Consider the following 21807-nt stretch of genomic DNA (forward strand, 5'->3'; position numbering starts at 1 on the left):
AACCCAACGATGAAAACGCCAGACAATGTTGAAGGACTGTGGGACGATCTGGACAACATTCAGAGCCAGATGCGCATCGGAATCGAAACCTTGCCGCCGTCGCAAGTCAAAAAAGTGCTGAACCGTTTGATGGAGGTCGCCCAGCCGCTGGTTGGCAAAATGCGAACCGCCTATCCCGAAGCGATCGATGCGTTTGAAAAGCAGATCGCCCACATGGATACGCAAATGGAACAAGCCCGCCAGAACATCGCAAAGGCCAAAGAGAACCTCGCGAACGTACCGCCGGCCGCTGAGATTCGCAAGAACTTGGTCCCGTTGGCCGCCGCACTGCCAAGCGGACTGTCGCTGCAATTCGCCGATGAAATGCGAGACCGCTACGTCCCCGCCATCCCCGATCCAACGATCGACGACGGTCCCGGAGCGGCTTGGCAAGATTGGTCGATCTCCTAATCATGGCGACCGTCAACCCATCAACCACGTCAACCGTTGCCATCTCTCCGGCATCGCCCTTTAACCGAGCTGGAGTGTGCAAGGAGAACGCTCAACCGCGATCATGCGGCCCGATTTCGCTGGTCGCTGCACTCCGCCGGTTTGGCATCGATCGATCGGTCGATGCGATCTGGCACGCCGTCACGCGTGACGATCCGTTTGGCACTCGCGCCGCGCGATCGTACCTGATAGCCGCCCTGGCCCGCACGTGTCAGCTGGATGCCGCCGTTTTGCAGTGCCAGCCCGAACGCGCGTGGCAGGCGATTCAAACCTGCCTTGACGCCGGCATCACGGTCGTTCTGAACCATCGCGCTTACCGTGCCGCGGATGAAGGACATTTCACTTTATTGGCAACGATCGACGATGCAACGATCACGCTGGATGATCCCTTCCTGGGGAAAAACCAAAGGTTCGACCGGCAGCGTTTCCTACAACTCTGGAAGCCCAATCGCGAGACCTCGGGACATGTCTTGATCGCCATCGACAAACCCGCTCTCAGCGAAACGCAAAGCACTGCGGAATCTCTACCAACATGTCCACGCTGCGCCGCGCCGATCACTCTGGCGCCCAACCGCCTGTTTGATCCGAGCGACTGGAATTCCAGCGGACTCTGGCAGCGGTTCTTTTGCCTGGGCTGCGATGCCTCGTTTTCGCCGCGTTAGAAGATTGCGGATTCAGCGTATTGGGCGCAACTTGCGATCGACGCGGCTACGACGCCTGAGCCAAAGGTTTCAATCGCTCCAACGGAACATAAAACCGTTTGTAGCGTTGCCCGTCGTCGAACATCTGCCCTTTTCCATCGGGGACCAAGACCGTCGCGCGACGCGTGATGCGATTCACTTTGCCGCGCAACATCTTCCCTTCGTATTGGAATTCGACCGGGCTGCCGACACTGACCTGAAAGCGTTTCGCGGCGCGTTCGTCTTGCGTGATCAATTGGTGTTGATAATCGGTGTGCCCAAAGAACCGCCGAGTGATCCCGTGGAATTGCCGCTTGGCACAATTGCTGTCGTTGAAGCAGAGCATCTCGACCAAATGAACAAGCTCGTGTTCGCAGACGCGTTGAGCGGCTTGCAAGCGGTTGTTGCAAACACATCCGCTGACGATCACTTGCCGGTCGAGATCGTGAAAGGTTTGGAACAACAACGTCGTCGAAAGGATCACTTCAAACGTACGCTTCCTACCGCCGGGCACTTGCGGATCGCGGACTTTCGAATCGTAGGTGGTGACGGTTTTGCCAGCCGCCCGCGTCATCCGGCTGGAGAGATTAAAATCGATCCCCTCGCGGCGAGCCAACCACAACAAACGACCTTCAAAAAAGTGGTCGTCGTAGAGCATGCACATCCGTCGCAGATCGGCCGCCGCCATCCGCGTAAAGTTCACACCATCAAGCGTCGACGACAAAGCAAGCGTCGTCCGCAAGATTTCTTGTTGCTTGGTTGCGATTTGTTGAGGCGTCCAGCGTCGCTCTAACGCATACCGCCCCATTCGTTGGAAGTCCGTCTCTTTCATGGACGATATTGTGACGACTTCGCGCAACCGCTGCCAGAGCGGAAACGCAAGCAATCCGTTTGCTAGCACTCGTCTAAAAACAGGGCGACGTTTGGCTGCGCCTCCACCGAGACTAACGTGAAGCCATCCGCTGCTCGCTAGCAAAGTACAGCTTCGGGTCATCGACAATCACGCCGGTGCTCCATGTGCGTCCATCGTCGCGGCTCATCGTGTTGTAGAAGAAACTTCGCAACCGCTCCGTCTTGTAGCTGTAAGGATACAGCGACGTGACATAGTCCTCTTGCGTCAAGTCATCGACCCCTTCGGAGATGTAGTAATGCACCATTCCGTCGGTTGTGCAGGAGAGCCCCAATGTCCACCAACCCGTCGTGGTGATGGGGGGGCCTTGGAAATCGCGCCCTTTGGAATCGCAACGGATTCGCCAATAGGCGTAATCGTAGTTCTGCCGCGTATTCTCTTTACGTTGCAACTCCACAAACATCCCTGGCCAATAGACCTCGTTTTCCGGGCCTTTGCTTTTGAACATCAAGAAGCCCTTTTCCGACTCTTTGATCGCCGTGGTTTCCAGGGCCAATCGGAAGCCAAAGTGGGGACCGCTTCGATCCTCCCAATCCTTCACCTTAGGCAGCCAGACGCGCGTCACCACATTCGGTTGGCTCTCCACCGGCACGCGACCGTTCAGACGGTACTGAACGTTGCAGATGAAGTCGTCTTGGTTGTGCGACTCGTTGCTCGCTTGGCCGGGAATTCCCGTGAACATCGACTTCAGTAACAACGATCCTTCGCTACCAGGCAACCCGCCCGGCGGCGTCGGAACGCGGCGCACGATGTCGGGATGGCCACGTTTGATTCCTTCGTACCAGCGGCCGTTGACCGATTTCCCGGTCGGACCGCGCTGGTTTTCGTCGATATCCTCGGTGCTCTTGGGATTTCGAGGGACGTATCGCCAGTTCGGATCTTCGAAGTCGTCACCCACTGCCGTGACCAGCTTTCCGGTGCCGGGTACGATCGGTCGTGGCCGCTGAGCCGAGGCTGTCGATACAACCAAAATGCCAGCAAATGCCATGACGTGGGCAAGCCGGATGCGCACGTTCATAAGATTATCCTTCCTACTACCATAAACCCCTGGGACTTGAATTCGCATCATCGATGCGAACCGCCACATTCCGAATTATCGGCACATCTTCGCAGCGACTTTGCCCTATCAGCCCGACGCCGTTTCTTTTTGCTGATCGTCAACGAACCGCTTGCCCGCGGGCAATTTGCTAGCCAAGGCTGATCTAGACAGCGATTCGCCGCAGCGGCTATGGTGGCAGGGCTGATTCAGGCACTTCGAGGATTTCAACCGATCCGAGGGCAGGGAGCCCCATGAACCACCATTCCTCCGAACACAACCGCGTCGTCATCACCGGCGTTGGCGTCTTCAGTTCCTTAGGAGCCGGGTTCGCATCGCTGAGTTCAGCCACAGTCGAATCGCGAGCCATGGCGTCGGCCGCTACTTCAGTTCCCGTCTTTGGACCGATCGCAAGCTATTCCGGCGCGATCGACGATTTTGGCAACCTGCCCGCCGTTCGAAAACGCAGTTTGCGGAAGTCGATGAAGTTGATGAATCGCGAAACCCAACTTGGCGTTGCCGCGGCCTACCAAGCGATCCAAGCTGCCGACCTGGACACGGCGGGCTACGATTCCCAACGGGTCGGCGTTTGCTTCGGCGCAGGCAACGTCGAAGTCCGACCAGAAGATTTCATCGCCGGCGTGCAAGCCTGTTCCGAATCGCCCGACCAGCCGATCCCGAACGCCTGGGGTTCGCAAGGCCTTCCCCACGTCGATCCTTTGTGGGTTCTGCGCGTGTTACCCAACATGCCCGCCTGCCACATCGCCATCGGCTGCGATTACCAGGGTCCCAACAATACGATCACGCAAGCGGAAGCTTCGGCGAACCTTGCCATCCAGGAAGCCAAACACCATTTGTTAGACGACGAAGCCGACGCGATGATCGCCGGCAGCACCGGCACTTCCATCCGTTGTGACCGATCGACTAACGAAGGCGACGCAGTGGCAGGCGAAGCTTCCGAAGGAGCCGCCGCGTTTGTGATCGAACGACTCGACGCCGCCCGCAATCGCAATGCGACGATCTATGCCGAGGTGCTGGGGATTGGCAGCAGTTGCGTGATCGACAACACGATGGTCCCCAAACCTGATGACGCGATTCGCAACGCCATCGGCGCATCGGTGGCTCAGTCGCATCTCGCCGATCGCGATGCGATTCAATGCGTCATCTACAACGGCCCACATAGCGACTCCGCGATCCAACAATCGTTGGGATCCCCGTTGTCCGAATCGATGAACCTCAGCGAATGGATCGGTCAGGTCGACGCGGGCAGCGGCGCGATCGGATTGGCGATGGCGCTGATGCGTTTGGCCGCAACCGCTCCAGATGCGGAACACGCTGCCCTTAATCTTGGCATCACCAACAATGGACTCGCCAGCTGCCTGGTCGTCCGCAACCTTCAAACGTCGCGAGCCGCATGATGCATCGTCGTGTTGTGATCACAGGAATGGGAATCGTCACACCGCTGGGCCACCGGTTGGATGGGTTCTGGGATAATCTCACCGCTGGGCGTTCGGGCGTTGGGCCGATCTCAACCTTTGACGCGTCGGAGTATCCCGTCCGCATCGCTGCGGAAGTTCCCAAGTCGTGGTCGATGGAAAGTGTTGGCGAAAACTCGCGTCAGTGGGCCACGGCGCCCCGTCAGACACGCTTTGCACTCGCCGCAGGCATCATGGCCGTTCGCGATTCGGGAATCGATCTAGAGCGTTTCGATCCGCGACTTTCGGGCGTCTATCTCGGCTGTGGCGAACCGTTCACCCCCTTCAGCCCGCTGGTGGATTCGATCTCTCAATCGTTGAACGATCACAGCTTTCAACCCGCCGCCTACACCGACACCGCGTTGCGTTTATTCGATCCCGAATCGCAGCGTCAGTTTGATCCCAAGATGCCCGCGATCGCATTGGCAGGTCGTTTCAATCTGCAAGGGCCCAGTGTGAATTGCATCGCAGCATGCGTTTCGTCGTCGCAAGCGATCGGCCAAGCGGTGCGAATGATCCGACGCGGTGAAGTCAACACGATGTTATGCGGCGGGGCCCACAGCTGTATCCATGAACTGGGCGTCACGGGCTTCAGCCGGCTATCAGCGCTCAGCCAACAGAATGCCAACCCTAAGCAAGCCGCACGCCCGTTTGACCGCAGCCGCGACGGGTTTGTCATCGGCGAAGGAGGCGCCCTGTTTGTTGCGGAAGAATTCGAACAAGCGCGGCGACGTGGGGCCCCTATCTACGCGGAGATCAGTGGCTACGGGTCGGCGCAGGATGCGTTCCGAATCACCGACACCCATCCCGAAGGACGTGGATGTGTCCAAGCGATTCGACGCGCATTAAAGGATGCGGGAATCGATGGAGAAGACCTTGATTACATCAACGCCCACGGAACCGGAACGGTCTTGAACGACAAGGTCGAAACGCGGTCGATTAAATCCGCCCTGGGATCGGTCGCCTACGACATCCCCGTTTCCAGCACCAAAAGTATGCTGGGGCATGCCACGACCGCCTGCGGCGCGATCGAATTGGCAGTCTCCTTGATGGCGATGCAGACCAATACGTTGCCCCCAACGATCAACTACGACGACCCCGATCCGGAATGCGATTTGGACTACATTCCCAACGTCGCCCGAGATGCCAAGTGCCGGCATATCCTAAGCAACAACATCGGCTTCGGTGGCCAGAACGCCGCGTTGATCCTATCGCGGGTCAGCGAACCGCGTTCGTATTGGCAATCGGCGGCTGCTTGAAGGCATCCGTCGTAGCAGACACCTACAGAGCTTCCACTACCGCAGCATCGTCGTGCCACTGCTGCCACGCCTGTTCGATTGCGCCGGAGAACTTTTTGCTGGACGCCGAGAACAACTTCTTCCCCAGTTTCTTCGCCTGCTTCTGCAGGACGCTGCGGCGCGCGTCGATCGCCCCACTCAATCGTTTGAACCCTTTCGCTTGTCGCAATTTCTTGAAGTCGGGATGTTCGATAAGCAGATGGTGCAAGACCACGAGATCGTGATCGTTCCCCAACAAATCGGTAAGTCGTTTCAACCGCTTCCCACGCTTGGAGAGTTCGCGTTCACTCGCGTCGCGCAGAATCCGCACTTGGTACATTTGGTACTTAGCGTGCTTCCGCCATTCGTGAAGCCGCTCGTCGGATGGCTCTTTGAGCGCATCGCGCATCGCCCGCTTGCCGCGTCGATACGTCTTTTCAAGACCGGGCTTTAACGCGTCAAATCCATCCTCGTCGCAATTCCATTCGGGCACACGATCGAGAGCGGCCTGCATGTCTTGGGTCGCTTCAACGAAGAAGGGCTCCCAATCGAGCGTGCCCGAGCTGGCAACTTGGCTGCGGTTATCTAACACCGCGTCCAACCGGTCCCACAGTTTCCCCGGAACCTCCTTCGCACCATACTCTCGCAGCCGCTCGAGCGCTTCGAGCGTGGCATCGGCATCGCGCAGCCCGGATAGTTTTCGAGAGGCATCGCGAAACCAAGTGTTTTCGCGCTCGTACACCTCGCCGATCGTTGGCCTCACCAACCGCAACATGCCACGGATCATTTTGCATCGCTTGCGGACATCATGCACGACCTCGCTGCGGTCGAGTTCGTGATTCGAGAGGTCGTCAATCGATTGCTGAATTTGCGTCGCCGCAATCCGCTGAATGCCCTGCTGCACCGATTCGCCGCCACTAAACCGGATCTTCATGTATCAATTCCCAAGGTGCAAATGTTCGTAAAGGAAGCGATTATCTACGCCACGCATCTCATCGTAGCACGTAGCACGATGTTTCGTCTCCACCTCCCCCTTCTTATGATGGCCAAATCGCAATGCTTTCAAATTCGGTTAGGTGAAAATCAGACGGCGTGTTCCGTATTTTTTTGGCATGCCCCCTTTACCTAGCTCAAATGAATGTACAATTGTCCCCACCTCGAGGGCAGGCGGTCGCGATGCGACGCTTCGAGATGCGGGCAAACACAAATGGACTTGGGTTCGGATCACAGTTGATGAAGGATTCAACAGGCACCGCGGAATCAAAGCTTCCAATCATCCAGAACTCAAAGGCATCGTTCGCATGGACCAGTTCTATTTCCACCAGAATTGTCAGGTTTGTGGGCGTCCCATGATCGTATCGATCCAGTGGAGCAACGTTGCGATCCAATGCGGTCATTGCGGCGCTATCTGCGATCCCGCACACTTGGGTTCACCGAAGTGGCACCCCCGATGGCGTCCCGTATCCAACTCCGACCGCGGGAAGACAAACGTTCGCATATCGCGGGAACAACTGGGGCGAATCGCGATGTTGCTGCGATCGATCGAGCCCTCGAAATCACACGCCGCCCCTTGATTCCAGAACGGTTGACCAACGCCACCACCGGTATCCGATTCCCCCATTGAAGACGCTTCTCATCGACGTGCTCCCTCCCGTCTCGAGGGACTTCTCTTTTCCCTTCGTTTAACCGTTGGGAAGCCGCAATTGGAACGCTGACCAAAGGGGCTGAACGCAACTTCAAATCGGCTTTGGAAAGCGTTAAGAGTCCGGTTCTGCGGATTAAACCGGCGCCGTCCATTCGAAAGGTTCCAACACCACAATAAAGGTGGCTGCAAGAGGAACGTGCCTCGGAGAACGCTGGCGGGAAATCGGCGTCGATGTATAATGGGTTCTGCCCACCTGAGACCCGAAGAGCGTTGCATTTTTCGCCTTCAGAAGGTTCCATGGCAATTTACGCCCCCGCCACTCGCTCAGCCCGCATTTATGCTTACACGCCCAATATTTCAACTGCAGCTTATCCTGCTGGCCGCCTTACTCGCGGGCAACACCGCGCGCTGCGAAGATTCTGCGGCTGCCGAGACCTTCTTCGAAACCAAGGTCCGCCCGCTGTTGATCGAACGCTGCTATGAGTGCCATTCGCGCGAGTTCGATGAGGCGCAGGGCGGCTTGCGAGTCGATTCCGCTGCGGCGTTGGCCAAGGGCGGTTCGCGAGGGGCCGCGATCGTTGCCGGCGATTCGGCGAAAAGCCTGCTGGTCAAAGCCGTTCTGTACGACGATGGGTCGATGCAGATGCCTCCCGAAGGCAAGTTGAAGGACGAAGAAATCGAGATCCTTCGTAAATGGGTCGCCAACGGAGCTTACGATCCACGCGTCGACGACACGCCCGACGCAGAAGAACCTCAGATCGATTGGCGTCAGCACTGGGCGTTCCAACCACCGCAACAAGCTGCCGCGGTCGACAAGATCGATCCTCGCAGCGACGATCCGATCGATGCGGTCGCCCTGGAAAGGATGGCTCGCGAAGGAATCGAATCGAGCGGCCCCACCGATCGCGAAACCTGGCTACGACGCGTCTATTTCGACTTGATCGGTCTGCCACCGAGCCGCGACGAGATCGACAGCTTTCTTGCCTCGGAACGTCCCGACGCCGCGCGCCGCGTCGTCGATAACCTGTTGGCCCGCCCCGAATATGGCGAGCGATGGGGGCGGCACTGGATGGACGTCGCCCGTTATGCCGACACCGTTGGCTACGCGCCGGCGAAGCGGGAACCGCGGTTGTTGGAGAGCGAAAACTATCGCGACTGGCTGATCCGCGTTTACAACGACGATATGCCTTTCGATCGCCAGGTCACGTTGCAACTGGCCGCCGATACGATCGATCCCAAAAACGAACAGGGCGATCTCGACGCGATGGGCTTCCTGACAATCGGTCGCCGCTTTTTGAGCAACGAAGACATCGTCGACGACCGCATCGATGTCGTCACCCGCGGCCTACTGGGCCTGACGGTTCAGTGCGCTCGTTGCCACGATCATAAATTCGATCCGATTCCAACGATGGACTACTATTCGTTGGTGGGCGTGATGAAAAGCAGCGAATATCGCGACGACCTGCCATCGAAACTGGCGTTGTTCGACAAAGAGAAGACGACCGATCATCCGGTCTGGGTTCGCGGCCAGCGTGGAAATCGCGGCCCGATCGCACCGCGGCGTTTCTTGACCGCGCTGCACGGCGACGAACCTCCCAAGTTTACCCACGGCAGCGGCCGCTTGGATCTCGCCCAAGCGATCGTCGACCACAACAACCCGCTCACCCGACGCGTCCTCGTCAATCGTGTCTGGATGCATCTGATGGGCAAGCCGATCGTCGGCACGCCCAGCGACTACGGCGTCCGAACCGAACTGCCAGTGCAGGCGGCGGTCTTGGACGATCTGGCCGTCGATTTTGCTGAGCAGGGCGACAGCATCAAACACTTGGTCCGGCGGATTGCGAACTCGTATCTGTACCGACAATCGAGCCAAGTTGCTCCCGAGGTCGTCCAACGCGATCCCGACAACTGGTACTTTGCTCGCGGTATCGCACGCCGCCGCGATTTCGAATCGCTCCGCGACACAATCCTCGCCTCCGCCGGTCAACTCGATCTACAAAAGGGGGGCGCGCCGGTCGTGGTCAGCGACGGTTCACCTCAATCGCGACGAACAGTTTATGCCTTCATCGATCGACAGAAATTGCCCGCCTTGTTCCGGGTCTTCGATGTCGCCAGCCCCGATGCGCACGAACCACAGCGGTACTACACCACGGTTCCTCAACAATCGCTGTATCTGATGAACAGCCCGTTCATTCTGGATGCCAGCATCAAAGTCGCCAACGTGGCGACGCGGGGACTGCCGACCGAATCGCTCGACCAAAAAATCAACGCCTTGTTCCTGCGTGTGCTGAAACGCCAACCGACGGCTGAAGAGCTGCGGTATGCGATCGAGTTCTGCCAATCTCCGATCGATCCAGCCACCGTCCCCGTCTCGCCTGCCTCGGCGTGGGACTACGGATACGGCAACTTCGACGAAGCCCGAACGCACGTCCCCGACTTCAAACGCCTGCCCCACTTCCAAAAGGGACGTTGGGCCGGCGGACCGAAGATTCCCGACGAGCACCTGCAATACACTTCGTTGACGCCAACCGGAGGCCATCCCGGCGACGTGATCGCTTCGGTCCGGCGGTGGACCGCGCCGCAAACCGGCGAGGTCACAATTTCATGTGAGATGAAACATCCCAGCGACAAAGGGGATGGCGTGCGGATGTCGATCGCCTCGGAAGGCAAGGTGCTTTTCAAAGAGCTGTTGATGAATTCCGAACAATCGGTGCGGGAGCTTGCCGTCCAGGTAAAGGAAGGTCAAGTGATCGACTTCGTCGCCGAAGACAACATCTCGACGGCGTTTGATTCGTATCAATGGACCATTCAAATCCGCTTCCAAAGCGATCGCGGCGTGATCGCGGATTTCGATTCGAAAACCGACTTCAGCGGCAATCCCGATGGCAAGCAGCCGCGTCTGCTGACTCGCTTCGAACAACTCGCCCACGCCTTGCTGATTAGCAACGAACTAACTTTTATTGACTGAGTGATCGCAACGATGAATGCATACAACAACTGTGGACTCTCGCGTCGCGAACTGCTTTGCCGCAGCGGAATGGGCTTTGCATCGTTGGCTCTAGCCGACCTGATGCATGGCGAAGCGGTCGCCGATTCGGTTGCCAATCCGCTGCTCCCCAAGCCGCCTCAGTTTCCGGCGAAGGCGAAACGGGTGATCCATCTGTTCATGAACGGTGGGCCCAGCCATGTCGATACGTTCGACCCGAAACCCGAGCTGCAAAAACGCTCCGGCCAACCGTTGGACGGCGGCAACCTAAAGACCGAACGTCCGACCGGTGCCCTGATGGGATCACCCTTCAAATTCCAGCGGTATGGCGAGAGCGGGATCGAGGTCAGCGAGCTATTCAAGGAGACCGCGAAATCGATCGACGACATCGCCGTCATCCGCTCGATGCACGCCAACGTCCCGAACCATGAACCGTCGTTGATGCTGATGAACACAGGCGAATCGCGTTTGATTCGCCCCAGCGTCGGATCGTGGATGACCTACGGATTGGGCACGGAAAACCAGAACCTGCCAGCCTTTGTTTCGATGTGCCCCGGCGGCTATCCGATCAAAGGGGCCCAGAACTGGCAGTCGGGTTTCCTCCCCGGCATTTATCAAGGCACCTACGTCGATTCGAACAATACTCGGATCGAAAAACTGATCGAAAACATCAACAACTTCCGCGTCTCCCGAGACGACCAACGGCAACAACTCGATCTACTGAACCAACTCAACGGTATCCATCGGTCGACTCGAACCAGCGAACCGAAATTGGAAAGCCGAATCCAATCGTTCGAACTCGCCTATCGAATGCAGTCCGACGCGGCCGAGGCGTTCGACATCAATCGCGAACCGCAGCACATCCTGGACATGTACGGTAAAGGCGTCCACGCGCGGCAGACACTGATCGCCCGGCGGCTTGTCGAACGAGGCGTTCGCTACGTTCAACTGTGGCACGGGGCGGGTCAACCGTGGGACAACCACGACGACTTGGAAGCACGCCACCGCGACCTGGCCGGCCAATGCGATCAAGCCATCGGCGCACTGTTACGCGATCTGAAACAGCGTGACATGCTCAAGGACACTCTCGTCATTTGGGGCGGTGAATTCGGACGGACTCCCGTTGTGGAGATGCCCAAAGAAGGAACGAACCAAGGCAAGATGAACGGTCGCGACCACAACCACCACGGGTTTACCGTCTGGATGGCTGGCGGCGGCGTCAAAGGGGGCTACGTCCACGGCAGCACCGATGAATTTGGCTTCAAAGCCGTCGAAAACCGCGTTCACGTCCACGACCTGCACGCCACCATGTTGCACTTGTTAGGTTTCGATCACAAAAAACTGACCTATCGCTACGCTGGCCGCGATTTCCGCCTGACCGACGTCCACGGCCGCGTCGTCGACGAACTGATCGCATAACGATGGGTCTTGACGCCACATTCTCTATCCAAGCGAAGATGGTTTGAAGCAACCTTTGATCGTATAATGTAGGCTCGGCCGGAACCACGCCGAAGTTGGCCCCGAAGGGACTTCGCGTAAAAACCATGTTGTCGTTCGTGAACCATCACCGAGAAAGCGAGAGTTGCGATGTCCAGCATCCCGGTTGAATTGCCAGAGCATTTAATGTCGTTTGTCTCCCGAGGAGCGGAGCAAGCCGGTTATTCAACAGCTGGTGAATACATCGCGGCGTTAGTTGCCGCAGCAAGTGAGAAGCAAGGCGAAACCGAACAAGCACTGATGGCAGGAATTTCGAGCGGCGATGCCAAACCCTGGACCGACGCCGAGTGGAAGGCAATCAAAGAACGAGTGATCGCCAAAAGCGTCAAATAAGTGGCGAAGTTGAAACCTATCATCCGGCGGCCCAAAGCCAGCGAGGATGTCGAATCGCACGCGATGTATATTGCCGATGGCAGCATGGATGCTGCGTTGCGATTTCTAGAGAGAGCTGAGCAGACCATTAAAGGCTTGGCGTTGTTTCCTCAAAGCGGATCACCGTTCGTAAACAGCGTTCCCGATCTGGCAGGGATGAGAACGAAGCTGGTAAAGGATTTCCCCAACCACGTTGTGTTCTACGTGGAGCGAGAAGATTCCATCGAGATAGTTAGGGTTCTGCGAGGCGGGCAGGACATGAATACAGAAGCAACCAAAATCTAGCGACCGACAAGACGACAGACCACGACAGCGTACGGAGACTCGATGAACGATCCACTCCCTTGGCCGCAGCCCGTGACGCTTCGCGGGCCCCTAGCGACGTTGGAACCGCTGTCGCGCGAGCACCATGATTCACTGGCCGCCGCTGTCAGCGATGGCCAGCTCTGGAAGCTGTGGTACACCAACGTTCCCGCTCCCGAAGGGATGATGGCCGAGATCGAGCGACGACTGAATCTGCAGGCCTCCGGTTCGATGTTGCCCTTCGTCGTCCGCGATGCCAACGACACGATCGTCGGCATGACGACCTACATGCACATCGACGCCACGCACAAACGGCTCGAGATCGGTTCGACCTGGTACGCCCAGCGCGTGCAGCGGACGGGCCTGAACACGCAGTGCAAACTGTTGCTGATGAGCCATGCGTTTGAGACGCTGCAATGCATCGCGGTCGAGTACCGCACCTCCAGTCTGAATCTCGCCAGCCGTCGAGCGATCGAGCGACTGGGAGCCAAGCTCGATGGCGTTCTTCGCAGCCAGCAACGTCACCGCGACGGCACGCTCCGCGACACCTGCGTCTATTCGATCCTGCAGCACGAATGGCCTGCGGTGAAAAGTCATTTGGAATTCAAGCTGCAATCGCGAGATTAACCTGCCGCCCCGAACCACTCTATAATCTCCCCACTGCGATCGCTTGTTTTGCTCCCCGCGCTCGGATGGATTCCCATGAAAACTCACCTCTTCATCTTCTTGATGCTTGGCTCTCTTATCGCCTGTGATCTGGCGGGGCAGGAATCGCAAGAACCGAAACATTGGGACAAGGTCGTTGCGATTCAGACCAAACAGAAAACATCGAACAAGCACGCGACCGCCTTCTTCATTCAAAAGGGCGACGCGTTATTCATGGTCACTGCGAACCATGCAGCGGATGAAACCAAAAGCGATACGCGGATCCTATACACCCGCGACAGTGGCGAATCGCGTTGGATGCAGCTGCGTGGAATCGTCCCCTCCGACACCAACCCTTGGACTCAGTACAAGAACAACGATTTGGCGGTCGCACGGCTTCAGCTTACGCGGGCGTCGAAGTCCGACATCGCCGATTTCAACTACCTCAGCCTTCCCTATGAAGCGTTGCTGACCTCAACGCCGCCGCGAGCCAGCGAAATCGAGTTCGTTGGCTTTCCGTTGGCCTACGGAACCACACCGCCGATCAGTTCGCTAGTCGTTCGCGGACACATCGCTTCGCGCGAATTGAAATCGAAAGGAGACTGGGGCGTGGTTCCGATTATCTACGCCACGCCGACCGTCGCTTCGGGAACCAGCGGCAGCCCGGTCTTTCGCGCGATGCAGTCCCCCGACGCGATCGCGATCGTCGGAATGTACATCGCCGTTGCCGTCGACGAGACCGGAGCCAAGTTGGCGAAGCTTGTGCCGGCGAGATTGATCCGCGAAGCAATCGATGCAGCGTCGGGAGATCCGGTCGCGAGCGAAGCTGAAAAAGAGACCGAGGATGAACCGACCGATGCATCCGAACCCCAGGAAGCCGGACGACAGGCCGACTAACCGCTAACCAACCGCGTGCCCGACAACCTGACCGTCGGCGGAACGTGTCAATCGAACCGCCGGTGTGACTGGGTCGTGGGAAAACAACAGCACCCGATCGTGCTGGATTACGTTGTCGAACAAACTGGCCTTTAATCGACGTACGGTCAGCGGAAACTGATCGTACGAAAGCGTCCAGAAGGTCGGCAGATGCGCCGCCGTCGGACAGATATCTCCCGCAAAGATCGCCGACGCGTTGCCCGATTGCAGCGCGATCGATTGATGACCGCGCGTATGCCCTCCGGTTAACGTCACTGTCACGCCGGGGACGATCTCGGTCGTGCCGTCGACCTGTTCGACCAACCCCGCATCGGATAAAGGCACAATATCGTCGGCGAAATACGAACCGACTAATTCGGGAATCTTTCCCGTCGCGTCGGCCCACTCGGTCTGCTGGATGATATGCCGAGCGCGGCGGAAGACCGGTTCCAACCGCCCACTGGCATCGCGGGCGACACAGCCACCGACGTGATCGAAGTGCAGATGCGATAGGATCACCCAATCGATTTGGTCGGGAACGATCCCATGCTGGGCGAGATTTCGTACCAGCGGCATCCCATCCTCCATGCTCATCCTCTGACGAATCTTCGGCCCCGCTTTGCCGCCATATCCGCTGTCGATGATCCCCAGCGAAGTCGGAGTCCGCACGACGAAGCAGTTCGTTTCGACGAGCACCCGGTGCTGCGAATCGGGTTCGGCGAACCGTTGCCACATCATCCGTGGCACCATGCCAAACATGCTTCCACCGTCGATCCACAATTGCCCGCCGCTGACCGGCAACAATTGCAGCTCTCCAACGGGAATCCACGAACGTTTCATTCAGATCACCTTGCCGACGAACCATCCAGCGGTTCGCTCGAAATCATTAAGTAGTTGCTTCAATTCAAATCTCTCGGTCGACGAGCATCGCCACCGCGTTGCCTCCTCCCAAACAGAGCGCCGCAATCCCGAGACGCTTCTCGTGACGCTGCATCGCATTCAGCAATGTCACCAGAACCCGAGCGCCGCTTGTGCCGATCGGATGCCCCAACGCGATCGCTCCGCCGTGAATGTTGACACGGCTGTGAGGAATGTCAAGCTGATCGATGCAGGCGACCATCTGCACGGCAAAAGCTTCATTGATCTCGAACAGATCGATCTCCTGTAGCGAATACTCCGCCTTGCGGATAACTTCGCGAATCGCAGCCACCGGGGCGGTAAACAGATCTTGGGGAGCACCTCCGGAAGTCGCCGTCGCCACAATCCGGCACAGCGGGTGAACAACGCTGCGCTCCGCGACCGACGCATCGGCCACAACAACCGCCGCCGCGCCGTCGCTGATCATCGAAGCGTTCCCGGCGGTCACGCTTCCCTCCTTGCCAAACACCGGCCTCAGTTCCGCCAGCTGCTCCAAAGTCGTCTCCCGCCGCGGGCCAGAGTCGCTGGAAATTTCAATCGCTCCGTTTTTGGTGTTCACCGCAACGGGAACGATCTCCTCAGCGAAGGCCCCTGCATCGATCGCCTCGATCGCCCGACGATGGCTCTCCAAAGCAAAGCGGTCTTGCGTCGGGCGGGAGATCTTCGCGCGAGCGGCCAACTGGTCGGCGATCGCTCCCATCGAATCCCCCGTCATCGCGCACGTCAGACCGTCGTGCAACATCCAATCGGTCAACTGTTGATCCCCCAACGCCCGCTGCCCACGTTGCAACAGCCAACCGCAGCGACTCATGCTCTCCATCCCTCCAGCGACAACAAGCTTCGCGTCGCCCGACCGAATCGCTTGATCGGCCAGTATCACCGCCTTCAGTCCCGAACCACAGACCTTATTCACGCTGCAAGCCGCAACCGTCTCGGGCAGCCCGGCTCGCAGCGCCGCCTGACGCGCCGGTGCTTGACCAACACCCGCCGACAAGACGTGGCCGAGTATCACTTCGTCGACTTCGGCGTCCAACAATCCCGTCCGCCGGATCGCTTCACGAATTGCGACAGCCGCCAGATCGGAAGCCGCCACGGAGGCGAAATCGCCTTGGAAACGACCAATTGGCGTGCGACACGCCGACAAAATATAAGCTGTCGACATCGAATGACCTTTCGCAAGAACAGCCTTCGTTTCCTTGTATTTTAGGAAATTCTGCGTTCTACCCGATCACTAATTCTCGAAGATTTTGATCGCCTGCTCCCCACTGCATTCCCTAAAATGAAGGAGTACACGCGGACGGGAGTTCACAAATGAGTACTGCTCAATTGCCAGTTGCTCCGCCGACACCGTGGGTCGACGGGCTAACGATCGGACAAGTGTTGCGAGAGACCGCACGTCAATACCCGGATGACGACGCGATTGTCTTCTGCGGGCCGGGCGTTCGGGTCAGTTGGTCCGAGCTGGATCGCGAAGTCGATCTAGTCGCTCGCGGCCTACTGGCGTTGGGCTTCGTTCCCGGCGACCACTTCGGCGTCTGGGCGACCAACGTTCCCGAATGGGTTCTGCTGCAATTCGCCACCGCGCGGATCGGCGTCGTGCTGGTCAACATCAACCCATCGTACCGGGCGGGCGAACTGAAGTTTGTGCTCAAACAAGCCGATGTCCGCGGCTTGGCGTTGATCGATCATTATAAGACGATGCACTTTCAAGAAATTCTTCTCGAAGCGGCGCCAGATCTGGCCTCATCGACGCCCGGACACCTGCACAGCCCAACGTTTCCCCGTCTGCGTTGGATCGTCGAGATGCGTGGCCATCAGCCGTCGTTTGGATTGTCGTGGTACGATCTGATGTCGGGGGCCGTCTCGGTACCACAAGCCTGTGTCGACGAAGTTGCCGAACGCTTGAACCCGAACCGCGCGATCAACATTCAGTTCACTTCCGGCACGACCGGGCATCCCAAAGGGGCGACGCTGTCGCATCGCAACGTCCTCTTAAACGCTTTCTACGCCGGCCAATCGCAGCGGCTAGGACCGCGCGACCGCGTCTGCCTGCCGGTGCCTCTGTACCATTGTTTCGGTTGTGTCCTGGGGACAATGTGCTGCATCGTGCACGGATCGGCAATGATCTTCCCGTCGGAATGCTTTCATCCCGGAGAGACGTTGGCGGCGATCGAATCGCAGCGTTGCACGGCGATCTATGGCGTGCCGACGATGTTTATCGCTCAACTGGAAAATCCGACGTTCTCCAAACACGACCTCTCGTCGCTGCGGACAGGGATCATGGCAGGCAGTCCCTGTCCGATCGAATTAATGCGACGCGTCACGCAAGAGATGGGAGCCAGCGAAATCACGATCGGATACGGCCAAACGGAAGCTTCTCCGTTGATCACGCAGACACGCACCGACGACCCGATCGAATTGCGAGTCGGCACGGTCGGGCGGCCACTGCCCGGATTTGAAGCCAAGATTGTCGATCCCGATACCGGCGCCGAACTTGGCGACGGCCAACAGGGCGAATTTTGCGGCCGCGGCCACGGGGTGATGATTGGTTATTACCACCAGCCCGATAAAACCGCCGCCGCAATCGATCGCGATGGCTGGCTGCACACCGGCGATCTCGGCATGCGACAACCCAATGGCTACTACCGAATCACGGGCCGGTTGAACGACATGATCATTCGCGGCGGCGAAAACATCTATCCCCGCGAGATCGAAGAGCGGCTGTACGAACACCCGGCGGTGGAAGAAGTGCAGATCGTTGGCGTTCCCGATCATCGCTTCGGCGAAGAGATCCTCGCCTGGATCAAATTCAAACGCGATCAACAGGCGACCGAAACGGAGCTTCGCGAATACTGTCGCCTCGGTTTGGCGCACTTCAAAGTCCCGCGGTACTGGAAGTTTGTCGATTCGTTTCCGACCACGGTCACCGGCAAGATCCAGAAGTTCAAAATCCGCGAACAAGGGATCGAGGAACTGGGCCTACAAGACGAAGCAAATATCGAAACCGCTTAATTGCAGAGCCTCCCATCAACGGGGCTTAAAAAAACTAGCCGCGTTCAGATCCGGCAAGTCTTCAGTTGACCTAGCCCAATTTGTTGCTCAGATTGCTGGAAGCTATACACGTAACATTTGATCCCATCGAGCGTGGCATCGTGTCCCCATGGAGCCTCAGCTTCTTCTCATACGCAACCGATTAGCTATCTGGTAGACTAGTGGAACCGGAGGACAGTCCATGACCGTAGAACAAGTGATCAACGACCTAGCAGCTTTGCCGCCAAGCGACCAACTTCGAGTCGTGCAGGCGATTTGGGACCAATTGCCCCGCGATGTGGGGACGGAATTATCCGAAGCCCAACAAGCGGAGCTAAATCGTCGCTGGTCGGAATACCAAGCAGATCCTTCGTCCGCTTTGACAGAAGACGAATTTCGCGTGGCACTCGGGCGATAGCGGGCGACCTAGAGATTCGTCATGTCGCGGCTTCCGTGAATCACCCGCGAGACCTCGATGCCATCCTCCCTCGCACGGAAGAACACAACATACTGCCCAACGCTATAAGACCGGCACCCCGTAACACCAAGACCTTTGCGATCTTCCCCTACCCCCGGTTGGTTCGCAAGCATTTCACACGTCTTAAGAATTTCCCAAAGCCATTGGCGGGCGGCCATCGGCTTGTCCCGTGCAATGTAGTCAACGATTGCTTCGAGATCGTCATCTGCTTCCGGTGAGAAGATGACGTGGGCCATTATCGGTTTCCGCGTTCAATTTCCGCGATTCGTTGTTCAGCCCTTGCAAACACTTGATCCGCTGGAACCTCTTGGCCTGCATCGAGGCTCGCAAACCCTTTGGCAACTTCATCACGAAGGGTCTCGCGAGCCTGAAGCAAACGCAATCCTTCGGTAACCACATCTTGTTCACTCAAAAACCTACGCCCAACGACCATTCGCTGAACGAATGACTCCATGTCTTCTGGAATGCCTGTACTCATCTCGTTGTTCCTGCTCGATTCCGGATTGCCGTCGGTCGCTCAACATGGTTTTGCCGCTAGGCCGCAGGTTTCACAATGGAAACTCTACCCCAATATACTTTGCTTGCTTCCCCGGCGTCCACTGACAACTTTATCTCGTGGACGCCCAAGACTAATTCGCTGCACGCTTCAGCAGGTCGTCGTCATTACAACGCATCGCTCGCTGCAATCCTTCGATGCGGCGATGTGAATCAGCGAAACACCATCGTGCGACGGCATCGTGCGTGCGATCGTTGTTCGCCAGATCGCTGTCCAATCGGCTCAGCGTCGACGCCGCGGCGAACAACTCCATCGCCATCCATGCGATTCGTTCCAACACCAACTGGCGTTCGAGCACCTCTTCGCGATGCGTGACCAATGTCTTTTGCACCGTCGCCCCAAAGCGGCGGATCTGTTTTCCCAGCTGCTTTCCGTACCGTCGCAGTTCCGGCGTTCGCAGCGGGACCGCGGGAGAACAACACCGCAAGCGAAGCCCATCGGTCGCAAACCGGCACACCAACCCGGCGTCCCGCAGCGGATGTTTCCACGCCGACGCGACCGCTTGCATCTGTAAGCCCGGACCTCGCATCCCCGTCAACGCGATGAACGACATCAGCACTTCGTTGGCCCCTTCGCCGATTTGATTGATGCGATGGTCGCGGAGCATCCGTTCAAGAGGCAGGTCGGTGAAGTAGGCAGCGCCGCCGTGAATCTGAAACGCGTCGTTGACGATCGTCCACAACCGCTCGGTGCTCCAGACCTTCAACATCGCGGTCTCCAACATGTAGTCTTCCAAACCGCGATCGATCAGCCCCGCCGTGACCGTTGTCATCGCTTCCATCGCGTAGGTCCAAGCCGACATCCGCACCAGCTTCTGTTGCACCAGTTCGAACTCCGCCAACGAGCGGCCAAACTGCCGTCGACGATGCGCGTGTTCGGTCGCCAGTTGCAGACAAGTCTTCGCCGCTCCGGTACAACAGGCTCCGAACGTGGTGCGGCCAAAATCGAGCACCGTCAGGGCGACCTTCAATCCCTTGCCGATCGGCCCCAAGATATTTTCACGCGGTACGCGCATGTTGTCGAAGGCCAACCGAGACGTCGCGGTCCCGCGGATCCCCAGCTTTTCCATCCGCGGTTCGGTCACCTGGAATCCCGGCATATCGGGCGTAACGAGAAACGCGGTGATCGCCGTCTTGTCGCTCTCGGCGACCGGCGTTCGCGCCATCACCGTCAAGACATCCGCGATCGCTCCATTGGTGATGTATCGTTTCTGCCCATTAAGCACAAAGTGTTGACCGTCGGCCGTCGGAACCGCCATCGTTTGCACGTTTGCCGCATCGGAGCCGGCGTCGGGTTCGGTCAACGCAAACGCCGCCAGCTTCTTTCCGCTGACCAAATCGGGCAACCAACGCCGTCGCTGCGCATCGCTCCCGAACAGCAACAGCCCTCGCATCCCAATCGAATGATGCGCGTTGACGAAGATCGCCGTCGCACTACATCGGCTGCCGATCACTTCCAACAATCGGCAATAGGCCATTTGGGAATACCCGCGGCCGCCAAACTCCTCGGGCGCCGTCATCCCCAACAAACCAAACTGCCCCAATCCATCGATCAATTCACGTGGAATATCCGCTTCGCGATCGATCCGCACCGGATCGAGATTCCGATCGCAGAACGCTTCCAATTCGGCAACCGCCGCATCGGTGTCGGCTTTCTGATTGATCGACAGTTGCGGATAAGGAAAGACCCAATCAGCTATCAACCGGCCGGCAAACAATCCCTTGGCCAATCCGATCGTTTGCGGCAGCGAGCCCAGCAGTTCTTCGGCTTGGCGGATCTGTTCGGCTCGCTGCTGCAGACGCTCCGCCGACGGTTCGGTTACGTGGCTTCCCATCTTGGATCTCGCTTTTCAATAAACGCAGCCAGCCCTTCATGCGCCTCGGTGCTGTGACGAGCGGCCAGATGTTTTTTGATACTGTCTCCCGCATCTTTTGTTTTAGGAACGGCAAAGGTCTCGTTGATCAACCGCTTCGTCTGGCGAATCGTCTGGGGACCGCCAGCGATCACGGCCTCAGCTGCTGCAACCGCAGCGGCTTGCAACTCAGCTGCCGCAACAATCCGCTGCACCAGCCCAACCTGCTGCGCTCGCGCGGCGTCGACTGTGTCGCCCAACAGAAACAGTTCCCGCAGATCCCCTTCGCGTACTTTGTAACGCAGCACATCGCAGATCAATGCGGGCAACAGACCACGCCGGGCTTCGGGGAATCCAAACTTGGCATCCTCTGCTGCGATCACTAGATCACAAGCTGCCATCAGTCCCGCTCCGCCGGCAAACGCGCCGCCTTGAACCGCCGCGATCACGATCAACGATGTCTCCCGCAACTGTCGCAGCGCCCGCTCGACCGCCGCCGCGGATCGTTCAACCAACGCGAAATCGGCAGCTTCACGCAGATCGAGCCCCGCGGAGAAGACCGGCCCGGCGGCTCGCAAAATCACCACGCGATTACCGCGATCCGATTCAATCCGTTGCAACGCGGCAGACAATTGATCCAACAGTTCGATGCTCAGCGCATTGCGGCGACCGGGACGGTTCAGCACGATCGACTCAATTCCCGGCTGGATCGATTCGACGAGGATCCATTCTTCCATCACAGC

22 protein-coding genes are annotated in these 21807 nt (G+C 58.1%); 12 read left to right on the forward strand and 10 right to left on the reverse strand.

The features are described from left to right. The first annotated feature begins 9 nt into the window (after positions 1–9). The gene (locus Poly24_RS17705; protein WP_145098389.1) at positions 10–450 is read left to right on the forward strand and encodes a hypothetical protein; all 441 of its coding nucleotides are present in this window, start codon (positions 10–12) and stop codon (positions 448–450) included. Between the two features lie 74 nt (positions 451–524). Continuing rightward, positions 525–1151, forward strand: a complete 627-nt coding sequence (locus tag Poly24_RS17710; RefSeq protein WP_145098392.1) for a cysteine peptidase family C39 domain-containing protein — start codon at positions 525–527, stop codon at positions 1149–1151. A 46-nt stretch (positions 1152–1197) separates the two neighbouring features. Here the strand turns inward: Poly24_RS17710 and Poly24_RS17715 are convergent, their stop codons facing one another. Both Poly24_RS17715 and Poly24_RS17720 read right to left on the reverse strand, forming a co-directional pair. Continuing rightward, positions 1198–2001, reverse strand: coding sequence for a hypothetical protein (locus Poly24_RS17715; RefSeq protein WP_145098395.1), 804 nt, complete (start codon positions 1999–2001; stop codon positions 1198–1200). A 112-nt stretch (positions 2002–2113) separates the two neighbouring features. Then, positions 2114–3097 (reverse strand): hypothetical protein, encoded by a 984-nt coding sequence (locus tag Poly24_RS17720; protein ID WP_231753204.1) that lies wholly within the window; start codon positions 3095–3097, stop codon positions 2114–2116. A gap of 272 nt (positions 3098–3369) precedes the next feature. On the opposite strand from Poly24_RS17720, the gene Poly24_RS17725 reads away from it, so the two are divergent. Together Poly24_RS17725 and Poly24_RS17730 are read left to right on the forward strand one after the other, a co-directional pair. Further along, the gene (locus tag Poly24_RS17725) at positions 3370–4533 is read left to right on the forward strand and encodes a beta-ketoacyl synthase N-terminal-like domain-containing protein (RefSeq protein WP_145098398.1); all 1164 of its coding nucleotides are present in this window, start codon (positions 3370–3372) and stop codon (positions 4531–4533) included. Then, a complete protein-coding gene (locus Poly24_RS17730) occupies positions 4530–5849 on the forward strand; it encodes a beta-ketoacyl-[acyl-carrier-protein] synthase family protein (RefSeq protein WP_231753205.1) in 1320 nt (439 codons plus the stop codon). The genes Poly24_RS17725 and Poly24_RS17730 overlap by 4 nt, the downstream gene beginning before the upstream one ends. Before the next feature lie 22 nt (positions 5850–5871). Here Poly24_RS17730 and Poly24_RS17735 read toward each other — a convergent pair whose 3' ends face one another. Together Poly24_RS17735 and Poly24_RS17740 are read right to left on the reverse strand one after the other, a co-directional pair. Continuing rightward, the gene (locus tag Poly24_RS17735) at positions 5872–6801 is read right to left on the reverse strand and encodes a CHAD domain-containing protein (protein ID WP_145098401.1); all 930 of its coding nucleotides are present in this window, start codon (positions 6799–6801) and stop codon (positions 5872–5874) included. A gap of 196 nt (positions 6802–6997) precedes the next feature. Next, the gene (locus tag Poly24_RS17740) at positions 6998–7264 is read right to left on the reverse strand and encodes a hypothetical protein (RefSeq protein WP_145098404.1); all 267 of its coding nucleotides are present in this window, start codon (positions 7262–7264) and stop codon (positions 6998–7000) included. Between the two features lie 585 nt (positions 7265–7849). Here Poly24_RS17740 and Poly24_RS17745 point away from each other — a divergent pair. The 6 genes from Poly24_RS17745 (at position 7850) to Poly24_RS17770 (ending at position 14212) form a co-directional block, all read left to right on the forward strand. Further along, positions 7850–10480, forward strand: coding sequence for a PSD1 and planctomycete cytochrome C domain-containing protein (locus Poly24_RS17745; RefSeq protein WP_197451999.1), 2631 nt, complete (start codon positions 7850–7852; stop codon positions 10478–10480). A gap of 12 nt (positions 10481–10492) precedes the next feature. Then, positions 10493–11917 carry a DUF1501 domain-containing protein gene (locus Poly24_RS17750; RefSeq protein WP_145098410.1) on the forward strand — a complete coding sequence of 475 codons (1425 nt, stop codon included), beginning with the start codon at positions 10493–10495 and terminating at the stop codon, positions 11915–11917. 168 nt (positions 11918–12085) lie between these two features. Continuing rightward, the gene (locus tag Poly24_RS17755; RefSeq protein WP_145098413.1) at positions 12086–12328 is read left to right on the forward strand and encodes a ribbon-helix-helix domain-containing protein; all 243 of its coding nucleotides are present in this window, start codon (positions 12086–12088) and stop codon (positions 12326–12328) included. A gap of 9 nt (positions 12329–12337) precedes the next feature. Further along, entirely contained in the window at positions 12338–12652 is a 315-nt protein-coding gene (locus tag Poly24_RS17760) for a type II toxin-antitoxin system RelE/ParE family toxin (protein ID WP_145098416.1), read from the forward strand. A gap of 42 nt (positions 12653–12694) precedes the next feature. Further along, a complete protein-coding gene (locus Poly24_RS17765; protein WP_145098419.1) occupies positions 12695–13297 on the forward strand; it encodes a GNAT family N-acetyltransferase in 603 nt (200 codons plus the stop codon). 75 nt (positions 13298–13372) lie between these two features. Beyond that, complete coding sequence (locus Poly24_RS17770; protein ID WP_145098422.1) at positions 13373–14212, forward strand: S1 family peptidase; 840 nt, start codon at positions 13373–13375, stop codon at positions 14210–14212. Positions 14213–14215: 3 nt separating this feature from the next. Here Poly24_RS17770 and Poly24_RS17775 read toward each other — a convergent pair whose 3' ends face one another. Together Poly24_RS17775 and Poly24_RS17780 are read right to left on the reverse strand one after the other, a co-directional pair. Then, entirely contained in the window at positions 14216–15070 is an 855-nt protein-coding gene (locus tag Poly24_RS17775; protein ID WP_145098425.1) for an MBL fold metallo-hydrolase, read from the reverse strand. Positions 15071–15134: 64 nt separating this feature from the next. After that, on the reverse strand, positions 15135–16310 hold the full coding sequence (locus Poly24_RS17780; RefSeq protein WP_145098429.1) for a thiolase family protein: 1176 nt from the start codon (positions 16308–16310) through the stop codon (positions 15135–15137). Positions 16311–16459: 149 nt separating this feature from the next. Here Poly24_RS17780 and Poly24_RS17785 point away from each other — a divergent pair, with 149 nt between their 5' ends. Beyond that, entirely contained in the window at positions 16460–18160 is a 1701-nt protein-coding gene (locus Poly24_RS17785; RefSeq protein WP_145098432.1) for an AMP-binding protein, read from the forward strand. A 220-nt stretch (positions 18161–18380) separates the two neighbouring features. After that, complete coding sequence (locus Poly24_RS17790) at positions 18381–18596, forward strand: addiction module protein (protein WP_145098435.1); 216 nt, start codon at positions 18381–18383, stop codon at positions 18594–18596. A gap of 8 nt (positions 18597–18604) precedes the next feature. Here the strand turns inward: Poly24_RS17790 and Poly24_RS17795 are convergent, their stop codons facing one another. From Poly24_RS17795 to Poly24_RS17810, 4 genes are all read right to left on the reverse strand, one after another. Then, on the reverse strand, positions 18605–18892 hold the full coding sequence (locus Poly24_RS17795) for a type II toxin-antitoxin system RelE/ParE family toxin (protein WP_145098438.1): 288 nt from the start codon (positions 18890–18892) through the stop codon (positions 18605–18607). Further along, a complete protein-coding gene (locus Poly24_RS17800; protein ID WP_145098441.1) occupies positions 18892–19134 on the reverse strand; it encodes a ribbon-helix-helix domain-containing protein in 243 nt (80 codons plus the stop codon). The genes Poly24_RS17795 and Poly24_RS17800 overlap by 1 nt, the downstream gene beginning before the upstream one ends. A gap of 151 nt (positions 19135–19285) precedes the next feature. Continuing rightward, the gene (locus tag Poly24_RS17805) at positions 19286–21046 is read right to left on the reverse strand and encodes an acyl-CoA dehydrogenase family protein (RefSeq protein ID WP_145098444.1); all 1761 of its coding nucleotides are present in this window, start codon (positions 21044–21046) and stop codon (positions 19286–19288) included. After that, complete coding sequence (locus Poly24_RS17810; RefSeq protein ID WP_145098447.1) at positions 21031–21801, reverse strand: enoyl-CoA hydratase/isomerase family protein; 771 nt, start codon at positions 21799–21801, stop codon at positions 21031–21033. Before Poly24_RS17810 ends, Poly24_RS17805 begins: the two co-directional genes overlap by 16 nt. Positions 21802–21807 lie beyond the last annotated feature (6 nt).

The organism is Rosistilla carotiformis, assembly GCF_007753095.1.
Classification (GTDB): domain Bacteria; phylum Planctomycetota; class Planctomycetia; order Pirellulales; family Pirellulaceae; genus Rosistilla; species Rosistilla carotiformis.